Annotated in this window: 15 protein-coding genes; 14 read left to right on the forward strand and 1 reads right to left on the reverse strand. The window is 67.5% G+C overall.

The window, feature by feature from the left end:
- The 13 genes from uppS to LZ605_RS09370 all read left to right on the forward strand — a co-directional run bounded on the left by uppS (position 1) and on the right by LZ605_RS09370 (position 16,938).
- Positions 1-768, forward strand: a complete 768-nt coding sequence (gene uppS, locus LZ605_RS09310) for a polyprenyl diphosphate synthase (RefSeq protein ID WP_249844585.1) — start codon at positions 1-3, stop codon at positions 766-768.
- Positions 765-1,601, forward strand: a complete 837-nt coding sequence (locus LZ605_RS09315; protein WP_107230330.1) for a phosphatidate cytidylyltransferase — start codon at positions 765-767, stop codon at positions 1,599-1,601. The genes uppS and LZ605_RS09315 overlap by 4 nt, the downstream gene beginning before the upstream one ends.
- A gap of 2 nt (positions 1,602-1,603) precedes the next feature.
- Positions 1,604-2,794: a 1-deoxy-D-xylulose-5-phosphate reductoisomerase gene (locus tag LZ605_RS09320; RefSeq protein WP_249844586.1), complete on the forward strand. Its 1,191-nt coding sequence runs from the start codon at positions 1,604-1,606 to the stop codon at positions 2,792-2,794.
- 55 nt (positions 2,795-2,849) lie between these two features.
- Entirely contained in the window at positions 2,850-4,208 is a 1,359-nt protein-coding gene (gene rseP, locus LZ605_RS09325) for an RIP metalloprotease RseP (RefSeq protein WP_249844587.1), read from the forward strand.
- 74 nt (positions 4,209-4,282) lie between these two features.
- Positions 4,283-6,646 carry an outer membrane protein assembly factor BamA gene (gene bamA, locus LZ605_RS09330; protein WP_249844588.1) on the forward strand — a complete coding sequence of 788 codons (2,364 nt, stop codon included), beginning with the start codon at positions 4,283-4,285 and terminating at the stop codon, positions 6,644-6,646.
- 364 nt (positions 6,647-7,010) lie between these two features.
- A complete protein-coding gene (gene lpxD, locus LZ605_RS09335; protein WP_249844589.1) occupies positions 7,011-8,033 on the forward strand; it encodes a UDP-3-O-(3-hydroxymyristoyl)glucosamine N-acyltransferase in 1,023 nt (340 codons plus the stop codon).
- On the forward strand, positions 8,030-8,488 hold the full coding sequence (fabZ, locus tag LZ605_RS09340) for a 3-hydroxyacyl-ACP dehydratase FabZ (protein WP_057497706.1): 459 nt from the start codon (positions 8,030-8,032) through the stop codon (positions 8,486-8,488). The genes lpxD and fabZ overlap by 4 nt, the downstream gene beginning before the upstream one ends.
- Positions 8,489-8,504: 16 nt before the next feature.
- A complete protein-coding gene (lpxA, locus tag LZ605_RS09345) occupies positions 8,505-9,296 on the forward strand; it encodes an acyl-ACP--UDP-N-acetylglucosamine O-acyltransferase (RefSeq protein ID WP_057497707.1) in 792 nt (263 codons plus the stop codon).
- Positions 9,297-9,349: 53 nt separating this feature from the next.
- Complete coding sequence (lpxB, locus tag LZ605_RS09350) at positions 9,350-10,552, forward strand: lipid-A-disaccharide synthase (RefSeq protein ID WP_249844890.1); 1,203 nt, start codon at positions 9,350-9,352, stop codon at positions 10,550-10,552.
- Positions 10,549-11,214, forward strand: a complete 666-nt coding sequence (locus LZ605_RS09355) for a ribonuclease HII (protein WP_249844590.1) — start codon at positions 10,549-10,551, stop codon at positions 11,212-11,214. The genes lpxB and LZ605_RS09355 overlap by 4 nt, the downstream gene beginning before the upstream one ends.
- A gap of 166 nt (positions 11,215-11,380) precedes the next feature.
- Complete coding sequence (dnaE, locus tag LZ605_RS09360; RefSeq protein ID WP_107230324.1) at positions 11,381-14,971, forward strand: DNA polymerase III subunit alpha; 3,591 nt, start codon at positions 11,381-11,383, stop codon at positions 14,969-14,971.
- Positions 14,972-15,018: 47 nt separating this feature from the next.
- Positions 15,019-15,888: a hypothetical protein gene (locus tag LZ605_RS09365; protein ID WP_249844591.1), complete on the forward strand. Its 870-nt coding sequence runs from the start codon at positions 15,019-15,021 to the stop codon at positions 15,886-15,888.
- 90 nt (positions 15,889-15,978) lie between these two features.
- Positions 15,979-16,938: an acetyl-CoA carboxylase carboxyltransferase subunit alpha gene (locus tag LZ605_RS09370; protein ID WP_249844592.1), complete on the forward strand. Its 960-nt coding sequence runs from the start codon at positions 15,979-15,981 to the stop codon at positions 16,936-16,938.
- A 183-nt stretch (positions 16,939-17,121) separates the two neighbouring features.
- On the opposite strand, the gene LZ605_RS09375 is transcribed toward LZ605_RS09370, so the two are convergent.
- A complete protein-coding gene (locus LZ605_RS09375; RefSeq protein ID WP_107230321.1) occupies positions 17,122-17,577 on the reverse strand; it encodes a CopD family protein in 456 nt (151 codons plus the stop codon).
- Positions 17,578-17,726: 149 nt separating this feature from the next.
- Between LZ605_RS09375 and LZ605_RS09380 the strand changes: the two genes are divergently transcribed.
- Complete coding sequence (locus LZ605_RS09380; RefSeq protein ID WP_249844593.1) at positions 17,727-18,317, forward strand: class I SAM-dependent DNA methyltransferase; 591 nt, start codon at positions 17,727-17,729, stop codon at positions 18,315-18,317.
- Positions 18,318-18,324 lie beyond the last annotated feature (7 nt).

The following is an 18,324-nucleotide window of genomic DNA, read 5'->3' on the forward strand; positions in this document are numbered from 1 at the left end:
ATGCCTTCAGTCCCGCCCCCGTTGCCGGCTGCCCTGCCCCGCCACGTTGCCATCATCATGGATGGCAACGGTCGCTGGGCGCAGCAGCGTCGCCGCCCGCGCGTGATCGGCCACCGTGCCGGCGCGCGTGCCGTCAACCGCACCATCGAGCGCTGCCTTGAACTGGGCATCCCGGCGCTGACCCTGTTCGCCTTCTCCAGCGAGAACTGGGGCCGGCCGCAGGAGGAAGTCGATGCGTTGATGAAGCTGTTCCTCGGTGCGCTCGACCGCGAAGTGGACGAGCTGCATCGGCGCGGCGTGCGCGTGCGCTTCATCGGCGAACGCGAGCGCTTCGGCGCCGGGCTGGTCAGCCGCATGCAGCTGGCCGAGCAACGCACCGCCGACAACACCGCGCTCACCCTGTCGATCGCCGCCAGCTACGGCGGCCGCCAGGATATCGCCCGAGCCGCGCGCGCCCTGGCCGCCGAAGTTGCCGCCGGCCGCCTGCTGCCCGAGCAGATCGACGAGTCGCTGCTGGGCCGCCAGGTCGCTCTGGCCGACCTGCCGCCGCCAGACCTGTTCATCCGCACCGGCGGCGACACCCGCATCAGCAACTTCCTGCTGTGGCAACTGGCCTATACCGAGCTGTGGTTCACCGAGGCGCTGTGGCCCGATTTCGATGCCGACCAGCTGCAGCAGGCGCTTGATGCCTATGCCGGCCGCGAGCGTCGATTCGGCCTGACCAGCGCCCAGATCGCCGCCCTGGCCACCGAGACCTCCAGCCCATGACCAAGACCCGAGTCCTCGCCGCGCTGATCATGGCGCCGCTGGCCATCGCCGCGATCCTGCTGCTGCCGACGCAGTGGCTGGCCGCAGCCGCCGCCGCCGTGCTGCTGATCGGCCTGTGGGAATGGCTGAAGCTGTCCGGCATTGAAGACACCCTGGCGCGTACCGTGCTGCTGGTGCTGAACCTGCTGCTGATGGTGCTGCTGGTCTGGGCCGATGGCAGCACGCTGGTGCTGTTCCAGATCACCACGCTGGCCGGCGTTGCCTGGTGGCTGGCGGCCCTGGTCTGGCTGCGCTTCTTCAACTTCGGCGCACAGCCGACGGCCCCCGCGCGGATCGTGAAGATGCTGGCCGGCACCCTGGCCATCGTCCCGGCCTGGGCGGCGCTGGTGTTGATCCATGCTGGCGGCGATCCGCCGGGCCAGCAAGGCCACCTGTGGCTGCTGGCGGCACTGGCACTGGTCTGGGCCGCCGATTCGGGCGCCTATTTCGCCGGCCGACAGTTCGGCAAGCACAAGCTGGCCCCGCGCATCAGCCCCAACAAGACCTGGGAAGGCCTGTTCGGTGGGCTGATCGCCGGCGTCGCCGTCGCCCTTGGACTGGGCTGGCTGGCCGGCATCGACGGCGCCCACCTGCCGGGCCTGCTGATCACCTCGGTGGTGGCGGTGTTTGCCTCGGTGCTGGGCGATCTGTTCGAAAGCCTGATCAAGCGTCACGCCGGCGCCAAGGACTCGGGCCACCTGATTCCGGGCCATGGCGGCGTGCTGGACCGGGTCGACGGCGTGCTGGCGGCCGTGCCCGTGTTCGCGCTGGGCAAGGAAATCTTCGGGTTCTGACCATGAATGCAGCTGCAGACCTGCGCCGGGTCGCCGTGTTCGGCGCCACCGGCTCGATCGGTGCCTCCACGCTGGACGTGATCACCCGCCACCCGCAGCGCTACCAGGCCACCGTGCTGGCAGCGGGCCGCCAGGTGCAGGCGTTGCTGGCCCTGTGCCGGCAGCACGCGCCGGCCCATGCGGTGATCGCCGATGAATCGCTGTATGCCGAGCTGCGCGACGGCCTGCGCGAGGCCGGCCTGGCCACCCAGGCCCATGCCGGCTCCGCCGCGCTGGACCAGCTGGCAGCCAGTGAGGCCTGTGACACCGTGGTGGCCGCCATCGTCGGTGCCGCCGGCCTGTCCTCGACCCTGGCCGCCGCGGCCGCCGGCAAGCGCGTCCTGCTGGCCAACAAGGAATCGCTGGTCCTGGCCGGTGAACTGCTGACCCGCACCGCCGAGCGTGCCGGCGCCGAGATCATCCCGATCGACAGCGAGCACAGCGCGATCTTCCAGTGCCTGCGCTCGCGCGACGCCAGCCTCGACGGCGCCGGCGTGCGCCGGATCCTGCTGACCGCCTCCGGCGGCCCGTTCCGTGGCCGCACGCGTGCCGAGCTGGCCCAGGTCACCCCGGCACAGGCCGTGGCCCACCCGAAGTGGTCGATGGGGCCGAAGATCTCGGTCGATTCGGCGACGTTGATGAACAAGGGCCTGGAAGTGATCGAGGCCCATCACCTGTTCGCGGTGCCTGGCGAGCGCATCGAGGTACTGGTGCATCCGCAGAGCCTGGTGCATTCGCTGGTCGAGTTCGTCGACGGCTCCACCCTGGCGCAGATGGGCCTGCCGGACATGCGCACCACCCTGGCCGTCGGCCTGGGCTGGCCGCGACGCATTGAATCGGGCGTGGCCGGGCTGGACCTGCTGGCGCAGGGCCGGCTCGATTTCGAAGCCCCCGACACTGACGCCTTCCCCTGCCTGGCGCTGGCCTGGCAGGCGATGCAGGCCGGCGGCACCGCCCCGGCGGTGCTGAACGCTGCCAACGAAGAGGCGGTTTCAGCGTTTCTTCAGGGCCGGATCGGTTTCCTGACCATCCCGGAGCTGGTTGCTAACGCTCTTTCAACACTGCCGACCGAACCAGCCGATACACTGGAGGTCCTGTTGTCCGCCGACCAGCGGGCACGCCAGCTGACCCTGAACGCCATCGCCGCCGCCTGAACGACCGCCTCGCCCAGCATGACGACGCCGCCCCTGTCCGCCACTGTGAGCCTGCATGACTGATTTCATCGGATCGGTCTGGTGGATGATTGTCAGCCTCGGGCTGCTGGTCACGTTCCACGAGTTCGGGCATTACTGGGTCGGCCGCCTGTGCGGCGTCAAGGTGCTGCGCTTCTCGGTCGGCTTCGGGCGGCCGCTGTGGTCGCGCCGCGACCGCCATGGCACCGAGTTCGCCATCGCCGCCATCCCGCTCGGCGGCTATGTGAAATTCCTCGACGAGCGCGAGGTCGAGGTCCACCCGCATGAACGCGGCCAGGCCTTCAACCACAAGACCGTGTGGCAGCGCATCGCCATCGTCGCCGCCGGACCGCTCGCCAACCTGCTGCTGTGCATCCTGCTGCTGTGGGCGATGTTCGTGATCGGCAAACAGGATTACTCCCCCACCATCGGCCGCACCAGCGGCATTGCCGCCACGGCCGGCCTGGTCAGTGGCGATCGCGTGCTGCGCGTGGACGACCGCCAGGTGGTCACCCTGGGCGAGGCCAGCATGGCGCTGACCGCTGCAGCGATGGACCGCCGCGATGTGAAGCTGGAAGTGCTCGATGCCGCCGACCAGGTGCGCGTGCGCACGCTGCCGCTGTCGCAGCTGCCGACGGGCTTCGATGAAAGACGGGTGCCGATCCTGGCCGGCCTGTACTGGCAATCGTGGCTGCAGCCGGCCCTGGTCGATTCACTCACGCCCGATTCGGTGGTGAGCGGGCTGCTGCAGCCCGGCGACCTGATCGTGGCGATCGACGGCCAGCGCATCGACAGCGTCGACCAGGTGATCGGCGAGATCCAGGCCCTCGGCCGCGCCGGCGGCCCGGGCATGATCGAAGTCCTGCGCGGCGGTGAGCGGCTGGCGCTGGAGGTCACCCCGCGCCAGGGCAAGGACGGCAAGGGCAACCCGGTCTGGCAGATCGGCGTCGGCTTCCCCACCTCCTACAGCCCGGCCTACGACACCCTGCTGCGCTATGGCCCGCTGGACGCGGTGACCGTGGCCGTGCGCGAAACCGGCCGCCTGGCGGCCGACTCGCTGGGCATGATGGGCCGCATCGTCACCGGCAAAGCCTCGCTGCAGAACGTTTCCGGGCCGGTCACCATCGCCCGGGTGGCCAATGTATCGGCCAAGCGCGGCCTGGACTGGTTCCTGCAGTTCCTGGCCCTGCTGTCGCTCAGCCTGTGCATCATCAACCTGCTGCCGATCCCGATCTTGGACGGCGGCCACCTGCTGTATTACCTTATCGAGTTGGTCAAGGGCAGCCCGCTGAGCGAGCGTGCCATCGCCGCCGGCCAATACATCGGCCTGGCGTTGCTGGCCGGGCTGATGGGGTTGGCGTTCTACAACGACATCCTCGGCCTGGTCCCGCGATGAACTTTTCCACGTTGTTGCCGTCTACAGCGTCGGCATCCCGCACCAATGAAATCGACCTTCCTACCGGACGTGACATGACGCGACTCCCCAATCGCCGCCTGCTGGCCCTCGCCCTCGCCGCCGTCACCGGCGCTCCCGCCCTGGCCCAGGCAGCCGAGCCCTTCACTGTCAGCGACATCCGCGTCGATGGCCTGCAGCGCATCAGCTCGGGCACGGTGTTCACCTACCTGCCGGTGGAACGTGGCGAGACGGTCACCGACAGCAAGGTCGGCGAGACCATCCGCGCCCTGTACAAGACCGGCTTCTTCGAAGACGTGCAGCTGGACCGCCAGGGCACCATCCTGGTGGTGACCGTCAAGGAACGCCCGGCGATCAACAAGCTGACCGTGACCGGCAACAAGGACATCAAGTCCGACCAGCTGCTCAAGGGCCTGTCCGACATCGGCCTGACCGAAGGCGGCACCTTCGACCGCCTGAGCCTGGACCGCGTGACCCAGGAACTGCGCCGCCAGTACAACGACCGCGGCAAGTACAACGTTGAGATCACCCCGACGGTGAGCCCGCTGGACCGCAACCGCGTGGACATCGCCATCGCCATCAAGGAAGGCAAGGCGGCCAAGATCCGCCATGTCAACCTGGTCGGTACCGAAAAGTACGAGAGCAAGGACATCCTGGAGACCTGGGAATCGAAGGAGCACAACTGGGCCTCGTGGTACCGCCGCGATGACCAGTACTCCAAGGAAAAGCTGTCCGGCGACCTGGAAAAGCTCAACTCCTGGTACCTGGACCGCGGCTATGTCGACTTCAGCATCGATTCGACCCAGGTCTCGATCAGCCCCGACAAGCGCGACATGTTCCTCACCGCCGGCGTGACCGAGGGTGCGCAGTACAAGATCTCCGAGATCAAGGTCAGCGGCGACACCATCCTCCCGCAGGAGGACGTCGAGCGCATGGTGATCCAGAAGTCCGGCGACACGTTCTCGCGTGCCCTGCTGGAATTCAGCTCGGACACCATCACCAACTCGCTGTCCAACATCGGCTACGCGTTCGCCAAGGTGAACCCGATCCCGACCACCAACCGTGCCGAGCAGACGGTGGCCATCAACATGCAGGTCGTGCCCGGCCCGCGCGTGTCGGTGCGCCGCATCCTGTTCCGTGGCAACACCCGCACCTCCGACGAAGTGATGCGTCGCGAAATGCGCCAGTTCGAGAACAGCTGGTACTCGCAGGCCGCGATCGACCGTTCCAAGATCCGCCTGCAGCGCCTGGGTTACTTCGAGTCGGTCGAGGTCGAGACCCCGGCCGTCAGCGGCAGCAACGACCAGGTCGACGTAGTCTACAACGTCAAGGAAACCACCTCCGGCAGCTTCGTGTTCGGCCTGGGCTACTCGCAGTCCTACGGCATGACCACCTCGGTGCAGCTGTCGCAGAACAACTTCCTCGGCGGCGGCAACCGCGTGTCGGTTGAAGCCTCGCGCAGCAGCTACCTGCAGCGCTACGGCTTCAGCTACACCAACCCGTACTTCACCGATGACGGCGTGTCGCTGGGCTACAACCTGTCCTGGCGCGAACTGGACTACTCCGACTTCAACACCGCCCAGTACAACAGCACTAATGGTTCGGCGCAGGTGGTGTTCGGCGTGCCGCTGACCGAGACCGATACCGTCTCGCTGATGTTCGGCATCGACAGCAACCAGATCACCACTTACCAGGGCTCGACCCCGCAGTCGATCATCGACTACATCAACGCGGTCGGCCGCCGTACCTTCCACGCGTGGCGCACCGAGCTGGGCTGGGCGCGCGACTCGCGCAACGATTACTTCATGCCGACCCGCGGTACCTACCAGCGCGTCGGCCTGGAAACCACGCTGCCGGGTTCGACCATCGAGTACTACAAGCTGAACTACCAGATCAGCAAGTACTGGCCGATCATGCCCTCGCTGGTGATCAACACCCGTGCTGAAGTGGGCTACGGTGACGCCTATGGCAAGGACTACAGCCGCACCCTGACCGAGCCGGATGGCACCACCCGAACCGTTACCGCCAGCGGCCTGCCGTTCTTCGAGAACTTCTACGCCGGTGGTACCAACTCGGTGCGCGGCTTCGAGGACAACACCCTGGGCCCGCGCGAAGTTACCCAGGGCTATCCGGAAGGCCAGCCGCTGGGTGGTTCGCTGAAGACCGTCGGCTCGGTCGAAGCCTACTTCCCGCGCCTGTTCGACAGCCCGTCGGCGCGCGTGTCGGCCTTCGTCGACTTCGGCAACGTCTACAACGGCACCGAGAACTTCAAGGCCAACGAGCTGCGCGTGTCCACCGGTGTGGCCCTGCTGTGGCGCGCCCCGGTCGGTCCGATCTCGATCAGCTACGCCTTCCCGCTGAAGAAGGAAGACGATGACAAGATCGAACGACTGCAGTTTACGTTTGGCGGGCAGTTCTGACGAACCGCCCTGCGGTTCATCAGAACTGCACGCGCATTCCTCCTATCCCCCGCGCCGTTGGCGCGCCCCCCTTAACAGAAGGGGGGCTCTCCACCAGACGGGGTGCGAAGCGCCGGGCATTGCCCGGCGTTTTCGTTTTACTTGCTCGGCGCCGCCGTTACTTCCCGCGCTCGCGTGAAATCATCTGGTGATGGCGCAGGGGGCTGACCAGGACCGTTGGCGCCATGGATGGCGCCATCAAGCCCCCAGGGATGGGTTTACGGCGTGTCCTGGGCAGCCCCCTGCGCCATCACCCCGGGGCATCAGGCAGGCGCCGCTTTTGACCCCGCATGACCGCAATGGCGTCACACGTTAAACTCCCGCCGTGAATACTCCCACCTACACCGCCCAGCAACTCGCCGAGCAGTTCGGCCTGCAGGTCCATGGCGACCCCGCCACCGCCATCCATGGCGTGGCCACCCTCGCCCATGCCGGACCTGGCCAGCTGACCTTCCTCGCCAACCCGCGCTACCGCGCCCAGCTGGCCGACAGCCAGGCCTCGCTGGTGGTGTTGCGCGCCGACGACGCCGACGCCGCCCCGGGCACCGCGCTGGTGGCCAAGGATCCCTACACCACCTTCGCCAAGATCGCCGCGCTGTTCGACATCGCACCGGCACGCCCGCCGGGCATCCACCCCAGCGCCGTCATCGATTCCAGCGCCCAGGTCGCCGCCAGCGCCCACATCGGTCCGTTCGTGTCCATCGGCGCGCGCAGCGTGGTGGGCGACAACTGCATCATCGGCGCCGGCAGCGTGATCGGCGAAGACTGCCGCCTGGACACCGGCTGTGAACTGATCGCCCGGGTCACCCTGGTCACCCGGGTCACGCTTGGCAAGCGCGTGCGCGTGCACCCTGGTGCGGTGCTGGGCGCCGATGGCTTCGGCCTGGCCATGGATGCCGGCAAGTGGATCAAGGTTCCGCAGCTGGGCGGTGTGCGCATCGGCGACGACTGCGAGATCGGCGCCAATACCTGCGTCGACCGTGGCGCCCTGGAAGACACCGTGCTGGACGAGGATGTGCGCCTGGACAACCTGGTGCAGATCGCCCACAACGTGCAGATCGGCGCGCACTCGGCCATCGCAGGCTGCACCGGCATCGCCGGCAGCGCCAAGATCGGCCGCTACTGCCTGCTCGGCGGCCACGTCGGCGTGGTCGGCCACCTTGAGATCTGCGACAAGGTCGTGATCACCGGCAAGTCGGTGGTCCGCAACTCCATCCATGAGCCGGGCGAGTACTCGTCCGGCACCCCGTTGACCGACAACCGCACGTGGCGCAAGAACGCCGCGCGCTTCAAGCAGCTGGACGCATTGGCTCGCCGCGTCCTGGCTGCTGGCAAGGAGAAAGAATGAACGACACGCTGCAGCTTCCGATCGACGTCAGCCAGATCCAGGAACTGCTTCCGCACCGCTACCCGTTCCTGCTGGTGGACCGGGTGCTCGAGCTCGACATCGAGGCCAAGCGCATCCTGGCGCAGAAGAACGTCAGCATCAACGAGCCGTTCTTCCAGGGCCACTTCCCGGGCCGCCCGATCATGCCCGGCGTGCTGATCATCGAAGCGCTGGCGCAGGCCGGTGGCGTGATGACCCAGCTCACGCTTGGCCGCGACTCGCAGTCCAAGCTGTTCTACATGGTCAAGGTGGAAAACGCCCGCTTCAACAAGCAGGTCGTCCCCGGTGACGTGCTGATGCTGGATGTGCAGATGAAGCGCCTGATCCGCAACATGGGCTGGTACTACGGCGAAGCCAAGGTCAACGGCGAAGTGGTCGCCTCGGCCGAGGTCATGTGCGCCGGCGCCAAGGGCTGATCCACGGGAGGCAGCAATGACTGACAACGCACCACGGATCCATCCCACCGCCGTCATCGATCCGGCCGCCCGGCTGGCCGACGACGTACAGGTGGGCGCCTTCACCCTGATCGGCGCCGATGTTGAAATCGGCGCCGGCACGGTGGTCGGCCCCCATTGCAGCATCCACGGTCCGACCCGGATCGGCCGCGACAACCGCTTCGTCGGCCACGCGGCCATCGGTGGCGAGCCGCAGGACAAGAAGTTCGGCGGCGAGCGTACCGAACTGGTGATCGGCGACCGCAACGTGTTCCGCGAGTTCGTCACCCTCAACCGTGGCACCGGCGGCGGCGGCGGCATCACCACCATCGGCAACGACAACTGGATGCTGGCGTACACGCACGTGGCGCACGACTGCCATGTGGGCAACTTCTGCGTGTTCTCCAACAACACCACGCTGGCCGGCCACGTGACCGTGGGCGACTACGTGATCATCAGTGGCTTTGCCGGCGCCCACCAGTTCTGCCGCATCGGCGCGCATGCCTTCCTCGGCATGGGTGCGCTGACCAATGGCGACGTGCCGCCGTTCACCATGGTCGGCACCGACTCGCTCGGCCGCCCGCGAGGCATCAACAGCGAAGGCCTGAAGCGCCGCGGCTTCGATGCCGAGCGCATTTCGGCAATCAAGCGCGCCTACCGCACGCTGTATGTGGCCGGGCTGCCGCTGGCCGAGGCCAAGGTGCAGCTGACCGAGCAGGCGCGTGACAGCGATGACGTGAAGGCCATGCTGGACTTCATCGAGCACGCCGAGCGGCCCTTGCTGCGATGAACAGCACCGCCGGCCAGGCGCCCGCCGGCGCCGCCGTGATCCCGCTGGCCTCGATGGCCGGCAGTGTCCCTGCGCAGCGGGTGCTCAGCGAGCGCCCGTTGCGGATCGCGCTGGTGGCCGGTGAAGCCTCCGGCGATCTGCTCGGTGCGGGACTGGTACGCGAGCTCAAGGCGCGCTTCCCGAATGCCGAATTCGCCGGCATCGGCGGTGATGCCATGCGCAGCGCCGGCTGCCAGACCTGGCACGATGCCAGCGAGCTGGCGGTGATGGGCCTGACCGAGGTGCTGCGCCATCTGCCGCGCCTGCTGAAGCTGCGCTCGGCCTTCCGCCAGCGTGCGCTGGAATGGCAGCCGGACGTGTTCATCGGCATCGATGCGCCCGACTTCAACCTGGGCATCGAGCGCTGGTTGAAGCAGCGGGGCGTATGCACCGTGCACTACGTCAGCCCGTCGGTCTGGGCCTGGCGCGAGAAGCGCGCCGAGAAGATCGGCAGCAGCGCCGACCTGGTGCTGTGCCTGTTCCCGATGGAACCGCCGATCTATGCCAAGCACGGCATCGACGCGCGCTTTGTCGGGCATCCAATGGCCGACGACATTCCCCTGCAGGGCGACCGCGAGGCCGCACGCGCCACGCTGGGCCTGCCGACCTCGGCCAAGGTGCTGGCGGTGCTGCCGGGCAGCCGCCTGGGTGAGATCTCGCGCCTGGGCGAGCCGTTCTTCGAAGCCGCCTGGCAGGTCTCCGAACGCATTCCCGGGCTGCATGTGGTGGTGCCTGCCGCCAACGCGGCGTGCAAGCGGCTGATTGAAGAGCAGCTGTCACGCTCGGCGCTGCCGGTGGCCTATTCGCACGTGCTCGACGGCCAGGCGCGCGATGCGATGATCGCCGCCGACGTGGTGGTGCTGGCCTCCGGTACCGCCACGCTGGAGGCCATGCTGGTGAAGCGGCCGATGGTGGTCGGTTACCGCGTCAACGAGCTGACCTACCGCCTGGTCAAGGCGCTGGGCCTGATCAAGGTGGACCGCTTCGCCCTGCCCAACATCCTGGCCGGCCAGGACCTGGCCCCGGAGCTGATGCAGCATGACTGCACACCGGACAAGCTGGCGGCGGCCATCCAGCAGTGGTTCGACCACCCGCAGCGGGTGAGCGACCTGCAGGACACCTACGCGCGCCTGCACGAGCGCCTGCGCCGCAACGCATCGGCACGTGCCGCCGACGCCGTGGGCGAGCTGCTGGTGCGCAACCAGGCCCAGGCATGAGCCGCCGCCACGCCGCTGCAGCCAGCCTGGCGCTGTTCGATGCCAGCGCGGTGGTCGAGCCGGAACGCCTGATCGCCGGTGTCGACGAAGCCGGGCGCGGCCCGCTGGCCGGCCCGGTGGCCGTGGCCGCCGTGGTGTTCGACCCGTCCAGGCCGCGCATCAACGGCCTGGATGATTCCAAGCAGCTGACCGCCGCGCGCCGCCAGCAGCTGTATGACCGCATCGTCGAACGGGCATTGGCCTGGCATGTGGTACTGGTGGAGGTGGAGGCCATCGACCGCCTCAACATCTACCAGGCCACCCTGCAGGGCATGCGCGATGTGGTGGCCGCTGTGGCCCACGTGGCGGGCTTCGCGCGCATCGACGGCAACGTGGTGCCCAAGGGGCTGGTCCTGCCGGCACAGGCCCTGGTCGGCGGCGATGGCATCGACCGGGCCATCATGGCCGCCTCCATCCTGGCCAAGGTCTCGCGCGACCGCTACATGCAGGAGGTGCACGTGCGCCACCCTGAGTATGGCTTCGAGCAGCACAAGGGCTATGGCACCCCGGCCCATCTGGCCGCGCTGCGGGCCCACGGGCCGTGCGCCGAACACCGCCGCAGCTTCGCGCCGGTGCGGGAGTGCCTGGAATCCGCATCGCTGGCCAGCGCCGCGATTGCCTGAACGCACCCGCCGGGCCATGCCCGGCGGAATGCGCGATATCCCCCCCGTCAAGTCCTTGTCGCCACCCCCTGCCCTCGGTACCCTGACCAGGCACTCCAGCGCTTCCCGACCCCGGCGACGAACCTCCGTCGGCATCCGGGGCCTGCGCGCTCCAACCTGGTCCGGCATGTCCAACTCCCGCTTCGTACATCTCCACGTCCACACCGAGTTCTCGCTGGCGGACTCGACCATCCGTGTGCCGGCCAAACCCGACCAGGCCGACCCGAAAAAGGCCAAGCAGGCCAACCTGCTGTCGCGCTCGGTGGAACTGGGCCTGCCCGCGCTGGCGGTGACCGACCTCAACAACCTGTTCGCCCTCGTCAAGTTCTACAAGGCGGCCGAAGGCGTGGGCATCAAGCCGATCGCCGGCGCCGACGTGCTGATTGCCGAGGAAGGCCAGGATCCGTGGCGGATGACCCTGCTGTGCCGCGACCGTGAGGGCTACCTGAGCCTGTCGCGGCTGCTGACCCGCGCCTGGATGGAGGGCCATCGCCCGGAAGGCGGGGTGGCCATCCACCCGGACTGGCTGAAGGCCGGCAACGCCAACCTGTTCGCGCTGGCCGGGCGGCAGAGCCTGGCCGGGCGCCTGGCGCTGGACGGCAAGCATGAACTGGCCGAGCAGCAGCTGGCCGACTGGCAGCGCGTGTTCGGCGATGGCCTGCACCTGGAACTGACCCGTACCGGCCGCGAGGGCGAGGAAACCTTCAACCAGTTCGCGCTGATGGCCGCCGGCCAGCGCGGCCTGCCGGTGGTGGCCAGCAATGACGTGCGCTTCCTGTCGCCGTCGGATTTCAGCGCACACGAAGCGCGCGTGTGCATCTCCACTGGCCGCGTGCTGGACGACCCCAAGCGGCCGCGCGAATACAGCGACCAGCAGTACCTGAAGTCGGCCGAGGAAATGTGCGCGCTGTTCGCCGACATTCCCGATGCGATCGACAACACGCTGGCACTGGCCGAGCGCTGCAACATCGAGATGCGGCTGGGCACCTACTTCCTGCCCAACTACCCGGTACCGGACGACGAGACCCTGGACACCTGGATCCAGAAAATGTCGCGCGACGGCCTGGAAGAGCGCCTGGAGAAGAATCCGCTGGCGCCGGGCAAGACCCGCGAAGAATATTTCGAGCGCCTGGAGTTCGAGCTCAACACCATCATCAAGATGGGTTTCCCCGGCTACTTCCTGATCGTGGCCGACTTCATCCAGTGGGGCAAGAACCAGGGCATTCCGATCGGCCCCGGCCGTGGTTCCGGTGCCGGTTCGCTGGTGGCGTGGGCGCTGAAGATCACCGATCTGGACCCGCTGCCGTACAACCTGCTGTTCGAGCGCTTCCTCAACCCGGAACGCGTGTCGATGCCCGACTTCGACATCGACTTCTGCATGGACCGCCGCGACGAGGTGATCGACTACGTCGCGCGCAAGTACGGGCGCGAGCGCGTCAGCCAGATCATCACCTACGGCACCATGGCCGCCAAGGCGGTGGTGCGCGACTCCGGCCGCGTGCTCGGTTTCCCGTACGGCCTGGTCGACGGTGTTTCCAAGCTGATTCCCAACATCCTGGGTATCCACCTGAAGGATGCACTGGGCAAGGGCAAGGAAGGCCCCAGCTCGGAAATGGCATCGCCGGAACTGATCCAGCGCTACGAGACCGAGGACGATGTCCGCGACCTGATCGATCTGGCACTGCAGCTGGAAGACCTGACCCGCAACGCCGGCAAGCATGCCGGTGGCGTGGTGATCGGCCCCGAGCCGCTGAGCGAGTTCTGCCCGCTGTACGCCGAACACGATGAGAACGGCCTGGGCAAGAACCCGGTCACCCAGTTCGACAAGAACGACGTGGAAGAAGTGGGCCTGGTGAAGTTCGACTTCCTCGGCCTGCGCACGCTGACCATCATCGACTGGGCGGTGAAGGCGATCAACAAGCGCCATGAGCGCGCCGGCATCCCGCCGGTGGACATCGCCGCGATTCCGCTGGACGACACGCCCACCTACAAGGACATCTTCGCCAACGGCAACACCGGCGCGGTGTTCCAGTTCGAATCCTCGGGCATGCGCCGCCTGCTGAAAGACGCGCGCCCCGACCGTTTCGAAGACCTGATCGCGCTGGTGTCGCTGTACCGCCCCGGCCCGATGGACCTGATTCCCTCTTTCAACGCGCGTAAGCACGGCCAGGAAGAAATCATCTATCCCGATCCGCGCACCGAAGCGATCCTGAAGGACACCTACGGCATCATGGTGTACCAGGAGCAGGTGATGCAGATGGCGCAGATCGTCGGCGGCTACTCGCTGGGCGGCGCCGACCTGCTGCGCCGCGCGATGGGCAAGAAGGTGCCGGCGGAAATGGCCAAGCACCGCGAGATCTTCCGCGAAGGTGCGGCCAAGGACGGCGTCGACGAAGCCAAGGCCGATGCGATCTTCGACCTGATGGAGAAGTTCGCCGGCTACGGTTTCAACAAATCGCACGCCGCCGCCTATGCGCTGGTGAGCTACCAGACCGCGTGGCTGAAGCGCCATTATCCGGCCGAGTTCATGGCGGCCACGCTGTCGTCCGATCTGGACAACACCGACAAGGTGGTCGGCTTCCTCGACGAAGTGCGCAACCTCGGCCTGACCGTGCTGCCGCCGAAGGTGAACCAGTCGGCCTTCATGTTCGAAGCGGTCACCCCGGACACCATCCAGTACGGCCTGGGCGCGATCAAGGGCGTGGGCCAGGGTGCCTGCGAAGCGGTGGTGGACGAGCGCCTGAAGGGCGGCGAGTTCAAGGACCTGCTCGACTTCTGCACCCGCGTCGGCTCGGCCAAGCTCAACCGGCGCACGCTGGAGGCGATGATCAACTGCGGCGCGCTCGATGAGCTCGGCCGCAACCGCGCCTCGCTGATGCTGCAGCTGCCGGAAGTGATCAAGGCCACCGACCAGATGGCGCGCGAGCGTGCTTCCGGTCAGAACTCGCTGTTCGGCGGGCCCGACCCAAGTACGGTGTCGATCCAGCTGGACCTGCCCGAGGCCGAAGAATGGCCGCTGCTGCAGCGCCTGAACGGCGAGCGTGACACGCTCGGCTTCTACCTCAGCGGCCATCCGTTCGATCCGTGGCGCGACGATGTGCGCGACCTGGTCGGCAACGATCTGGGCGCGGTGGAGAAGATCTGGAGCGCCAACAGTGGCGGTGGTGGTGGTGGCGAGAAACGCTGGCGCCCGGAAGTGCAGACCGTGCTGGCCGGCCAGGTGGTCGGCGTGCGCCGCAAGGGCGAAAGCCAGATCTTCATCCAGCTCGAAGACGGTCGTGGCCGCGTCGAGTGCAGCGCGTTCTCCGACGCGATGGCCGAGTTCGGCCACCTGATGACCAAGGACCGCATCCTGGTGGTCAAGGGCGGGCTGCGCGAGGACGAGTTCAATGGCGGCTTCGCACTGCGCATCCGCCAGTGCTGGGACTTCGATGAAGTCTGCGCCAACTACGCCACGCGGCTGTCGCTGCGCCTGGACCTGCGCCAGCAGCGCCCTGTCTGGGAACGCATCGATGCCCTGCTCGACCGCCACCGCCCAGGGCGAACGCCACTGCGCCTGGACCTGCTGCTGAAGGGCCCGCAGGGCGGCGTGGCCGGTATGCTCGATGTGTCCGGGCAGAGCGCGGTACGCATCGATTCGAAGCTGATGGAGGCGCTGCGCGCCGACCCGGCCGTGCGGACGCTGAAGGTGCGCTACAGCCCGCCATGGGCCAGCTGACGCTGGGCTCACCTTTTCCCCGTACCACTTCAAGGACGATACCGCTGATGAAATCCCTGCTGCTTTCCCTTGTGGCCGGCCTCGCGCTGGCTGGCTGCTCGCTGTCCAGCGTGAGCTTCGAGATCGACAACCCCACCGACAGCCCGCTGCAACTGACCCTGGACGGCAAGCCCCATGCCATCGGGCCGCACGCCTCGGTGTCGGTGTCGCTGGCGCCGGGCGAACACCGCCTGCATACCCAGGCGCTGGGCGACGTGCAGCTGGTGGTCTACGCCGACGGCCAGGGCGGGCTGATCAACCCGACCCTGTCCGAGTACGTGGTGGTCAGCCAGGTCTACGCCGATGCCGGGCAGCAGTACGGAGAGGCCAACAACGAGATCGACCTTGACGGGGTCGCCATCGAAGGTCCGTTCACCAAGGTCCACGGCCTGTTCATCGAAAAGGACTGGCGCTACGGCGCCCACGAGAACTTCCCGGACAGCGTGATCACCACCCAGCAGCAGGCCGGCATCGAGCGCCGCAACAAGCTGTTCAGCGCTGTTGATTTCATCGCCTACCTGGAAAAGGAGAACGAGGAACCGGGCAGCTACCTGGCCGCCAACCCGGCCGGCTACCGCACTCCGGAGGACCCGGCACCGTTCACCCCGACCGTGCTGCCGGCGCTGCACCCGCAGTTCGAGGCGCATGCCGCCGCCGCGCGGCAGTGGCACGCGCGCTACCTGGCCGCGGTCGATCCGTCCGAACAGACGCGCCTGAAGAAGGAGAGCTTCAAGGTCAGCGTGGACTTCGTGCAGGCCAGCGCGGCCGCCGGCCGCGACCTGCGCCCGGCCGACCACGAGCAGCGCAATGCGTTCCAGTCGGCGCTGGGCCAGGCCACCGGTATGTCGGCGGCAGTGCGCCCGGCCAGCAAGGGCTGAGCCCGCGCCCCGTACGCTCCAGACAGGGGCGTACGGGGAATCCACCTGTGTTCGGCTACACTTTCCCCCTTCTTTACTCGACGGCTTCCGATGAATCCGAACTACCTCGACTTCGAGCAACCCATCGCCGACCTGGAAGCCAAGATCCAGGAGCTGCGCAACGCCAGCGCCGGGCCGGCGGTCAATGTCGAGGCGGAAGTACACGCGCTGCAGGACAAGCTGCGCGTGCGCACCGCACAGATCTTCCGCAACCTGACCTCATGGCAGGTACTGCAGCTGGCCCGTCACCCGTCGCGCCCCTACACCGCCGACTACATCCGCATCATCTGCGATGAGTTCCAGGAGCTGGCCGGCGACCGCGCCTTCGCCGACGACAAGGCCATCATGGGCGGCCTGGCCCGCATCAACGGCCGCGCGGTGATGGTGATCGGCCACCAGAAGGGCCGTGACACCAAGGAAAAGATCAAGCGCAACTTCGGCATGCCCAAGCCGGAGGGCTACCGCAAGGCGCTGCGCCTGATGAAGATGGCCGAGCGCTTCGGCCTGCCGGTGCTGACCCTGATCGACACGGCCGGCGCTTGGCCAGGCATCGACGCCGAATCGCGCGGCCAGTCCGAAGCGATCGCACGCAACCTGATCGAGATGGCCGAACTGAAGGTGCCGATCATCTGCACCGTGATCGGTGAAGGCGGCTCCGGCGGCGCACTGGCGCTGGGCGTGGGCGACCGCACCGTGATGCTGGAATACGCGGTGTATTCGACCATTACCCCGGAAGGCTGCGCCTCGATCCTGTGGAAGGACGCGGGCAAGGCCAAGGATGCCGCCGAGCAGCTGGGCCTGACCGCGCCGCGCCTGAAGAGCCTGGGCCTGGTCGACAAGGTCGTGCGCGAGCCGACCGGTGGCGCCCACCGCAACCCGACCCAGATGGCCAAGCGCCTGAAGGCCGTGCTGCTGAACGAACTGGACGCGCTGGACGCGCTGTCCACCGAGCAGCTGCTGGAACAGCGCTACACGCGCCTGCGCAGCTACGGCACCTACGAAGCCGCCTGAGGTCGTGCCGGCCGCTGGCCGGCAACATCCGGGTAATTGCAGAAACGAAAGAGCCGGGCAGATGCCCGGCTCTTTTTGTTTGTACCCTCACCGCATCCACGCATGGCGTGGATCTACCGGGCATGTGCACCAATGGCGTGGATCTACCGCGGTTCCGTAGCGCCGAGCTTGCTCGACTGGCCCTCAGAACGGCTTGGCCAGCACAAGCCACACGATCGGGATGAACGCGAGCAGCGGGATCTCGTTGATCCAGCGCAGCGCGCGCGAGGACGGCAGCGCCCTGCCCTTGGCCACGCCCTTGAGCAGGCGACCTACCCAGCCAAAGTACACCAGCAGCAGCACCACCAGGCCCAGCTTGGCATGCAGCCAGCCGGCACCGCCCGGCGCGACCATGGTCGGGAAATCCGGAATGACCCTGTAGCCCAGCCACAGCACCAGGCCGAGCAGGAAGGCCAGGCCGAACATCGAATGGCCGAAACGGTACAGGCGCAGCCCCATCAGCTGCAGGCGCTCGGTCACGGCCGGCTGGCCTGCGGTCTCGGCCAGGTTGACCAGGATGCGCGGCAGGTAGAACACCGTGGCCATCCACGCCACCACGAACACGATGTGGAAGGTCTTCACCCAGTAGTAGCTCTGCATGCGCTCGCTCCGGCGGCTGGCGTAGGTTGGCGGCCATTCTCGCATGCCGTGGCAAAGCCACCGCAGGCACGCACGCCGCGACACATCGACGCATGGCGCGCCGCAACACCGTACGATAGGCACCGTTTTCCCCGATCGCGCACCGCCCCATGGACAAGACCTACGACGCCGCCTACTTCCAACGCTGGTACCGCCGTGCCGACATCGGCGGCAGCGCCCGCTTGGCGCGCAAGGTCGCGTTGGCCGTGGCCAGCGCCGAGTACTACCTGGAGCGGCCGATCCGCAGCGTGCTGGACATCGGCTGCGGTGAAGGCGCCTGGCGCGCACCACTGCTGAAACTGCGTCCAAAGGTCGAATACCTCGGCTTCGACAGCAGCGAGTACGCTGTGCGCCGCTACGGCCGCACCCGCAACCTGCACCTGGCCGGCTTCGGCGACTTCGCCTGGCTGCGGCCCTGCGCCCCGGTCGACCTGCTGGTGTGCTCGGACGTGATGCACTACGTGACTGATCGCGAGCTGCGCGCGGGCCTGGCCGGCGTGGCCGAGCTGACCGGCGGTGTGGCCTTCCTGGAGACCTTCGCCGCCGAAGACGAGTTCGACGGCGACCATGAGGGCTTCCAGGCGCGCCCGGCGCGCTGGTATCGCCGGACGCTGGCCCGGCAGGGCCTGCAGCCGGTAGGGTCGCACTGCTGGCTGGGCCCCGCCCTGGCAGGTGATGCGGCCGCGCTGGAACGGATGTGAATCCGGA

The organism is Stenotrophomonas maltophilia (assembly GCF_023518235.1).
Taxonomy (GTDB): Bacteria; Pseudomonadota; Gammaproteobacteria; order Xanthomonadales; family Xanthomonadaceae; genus Stenotrophomonas.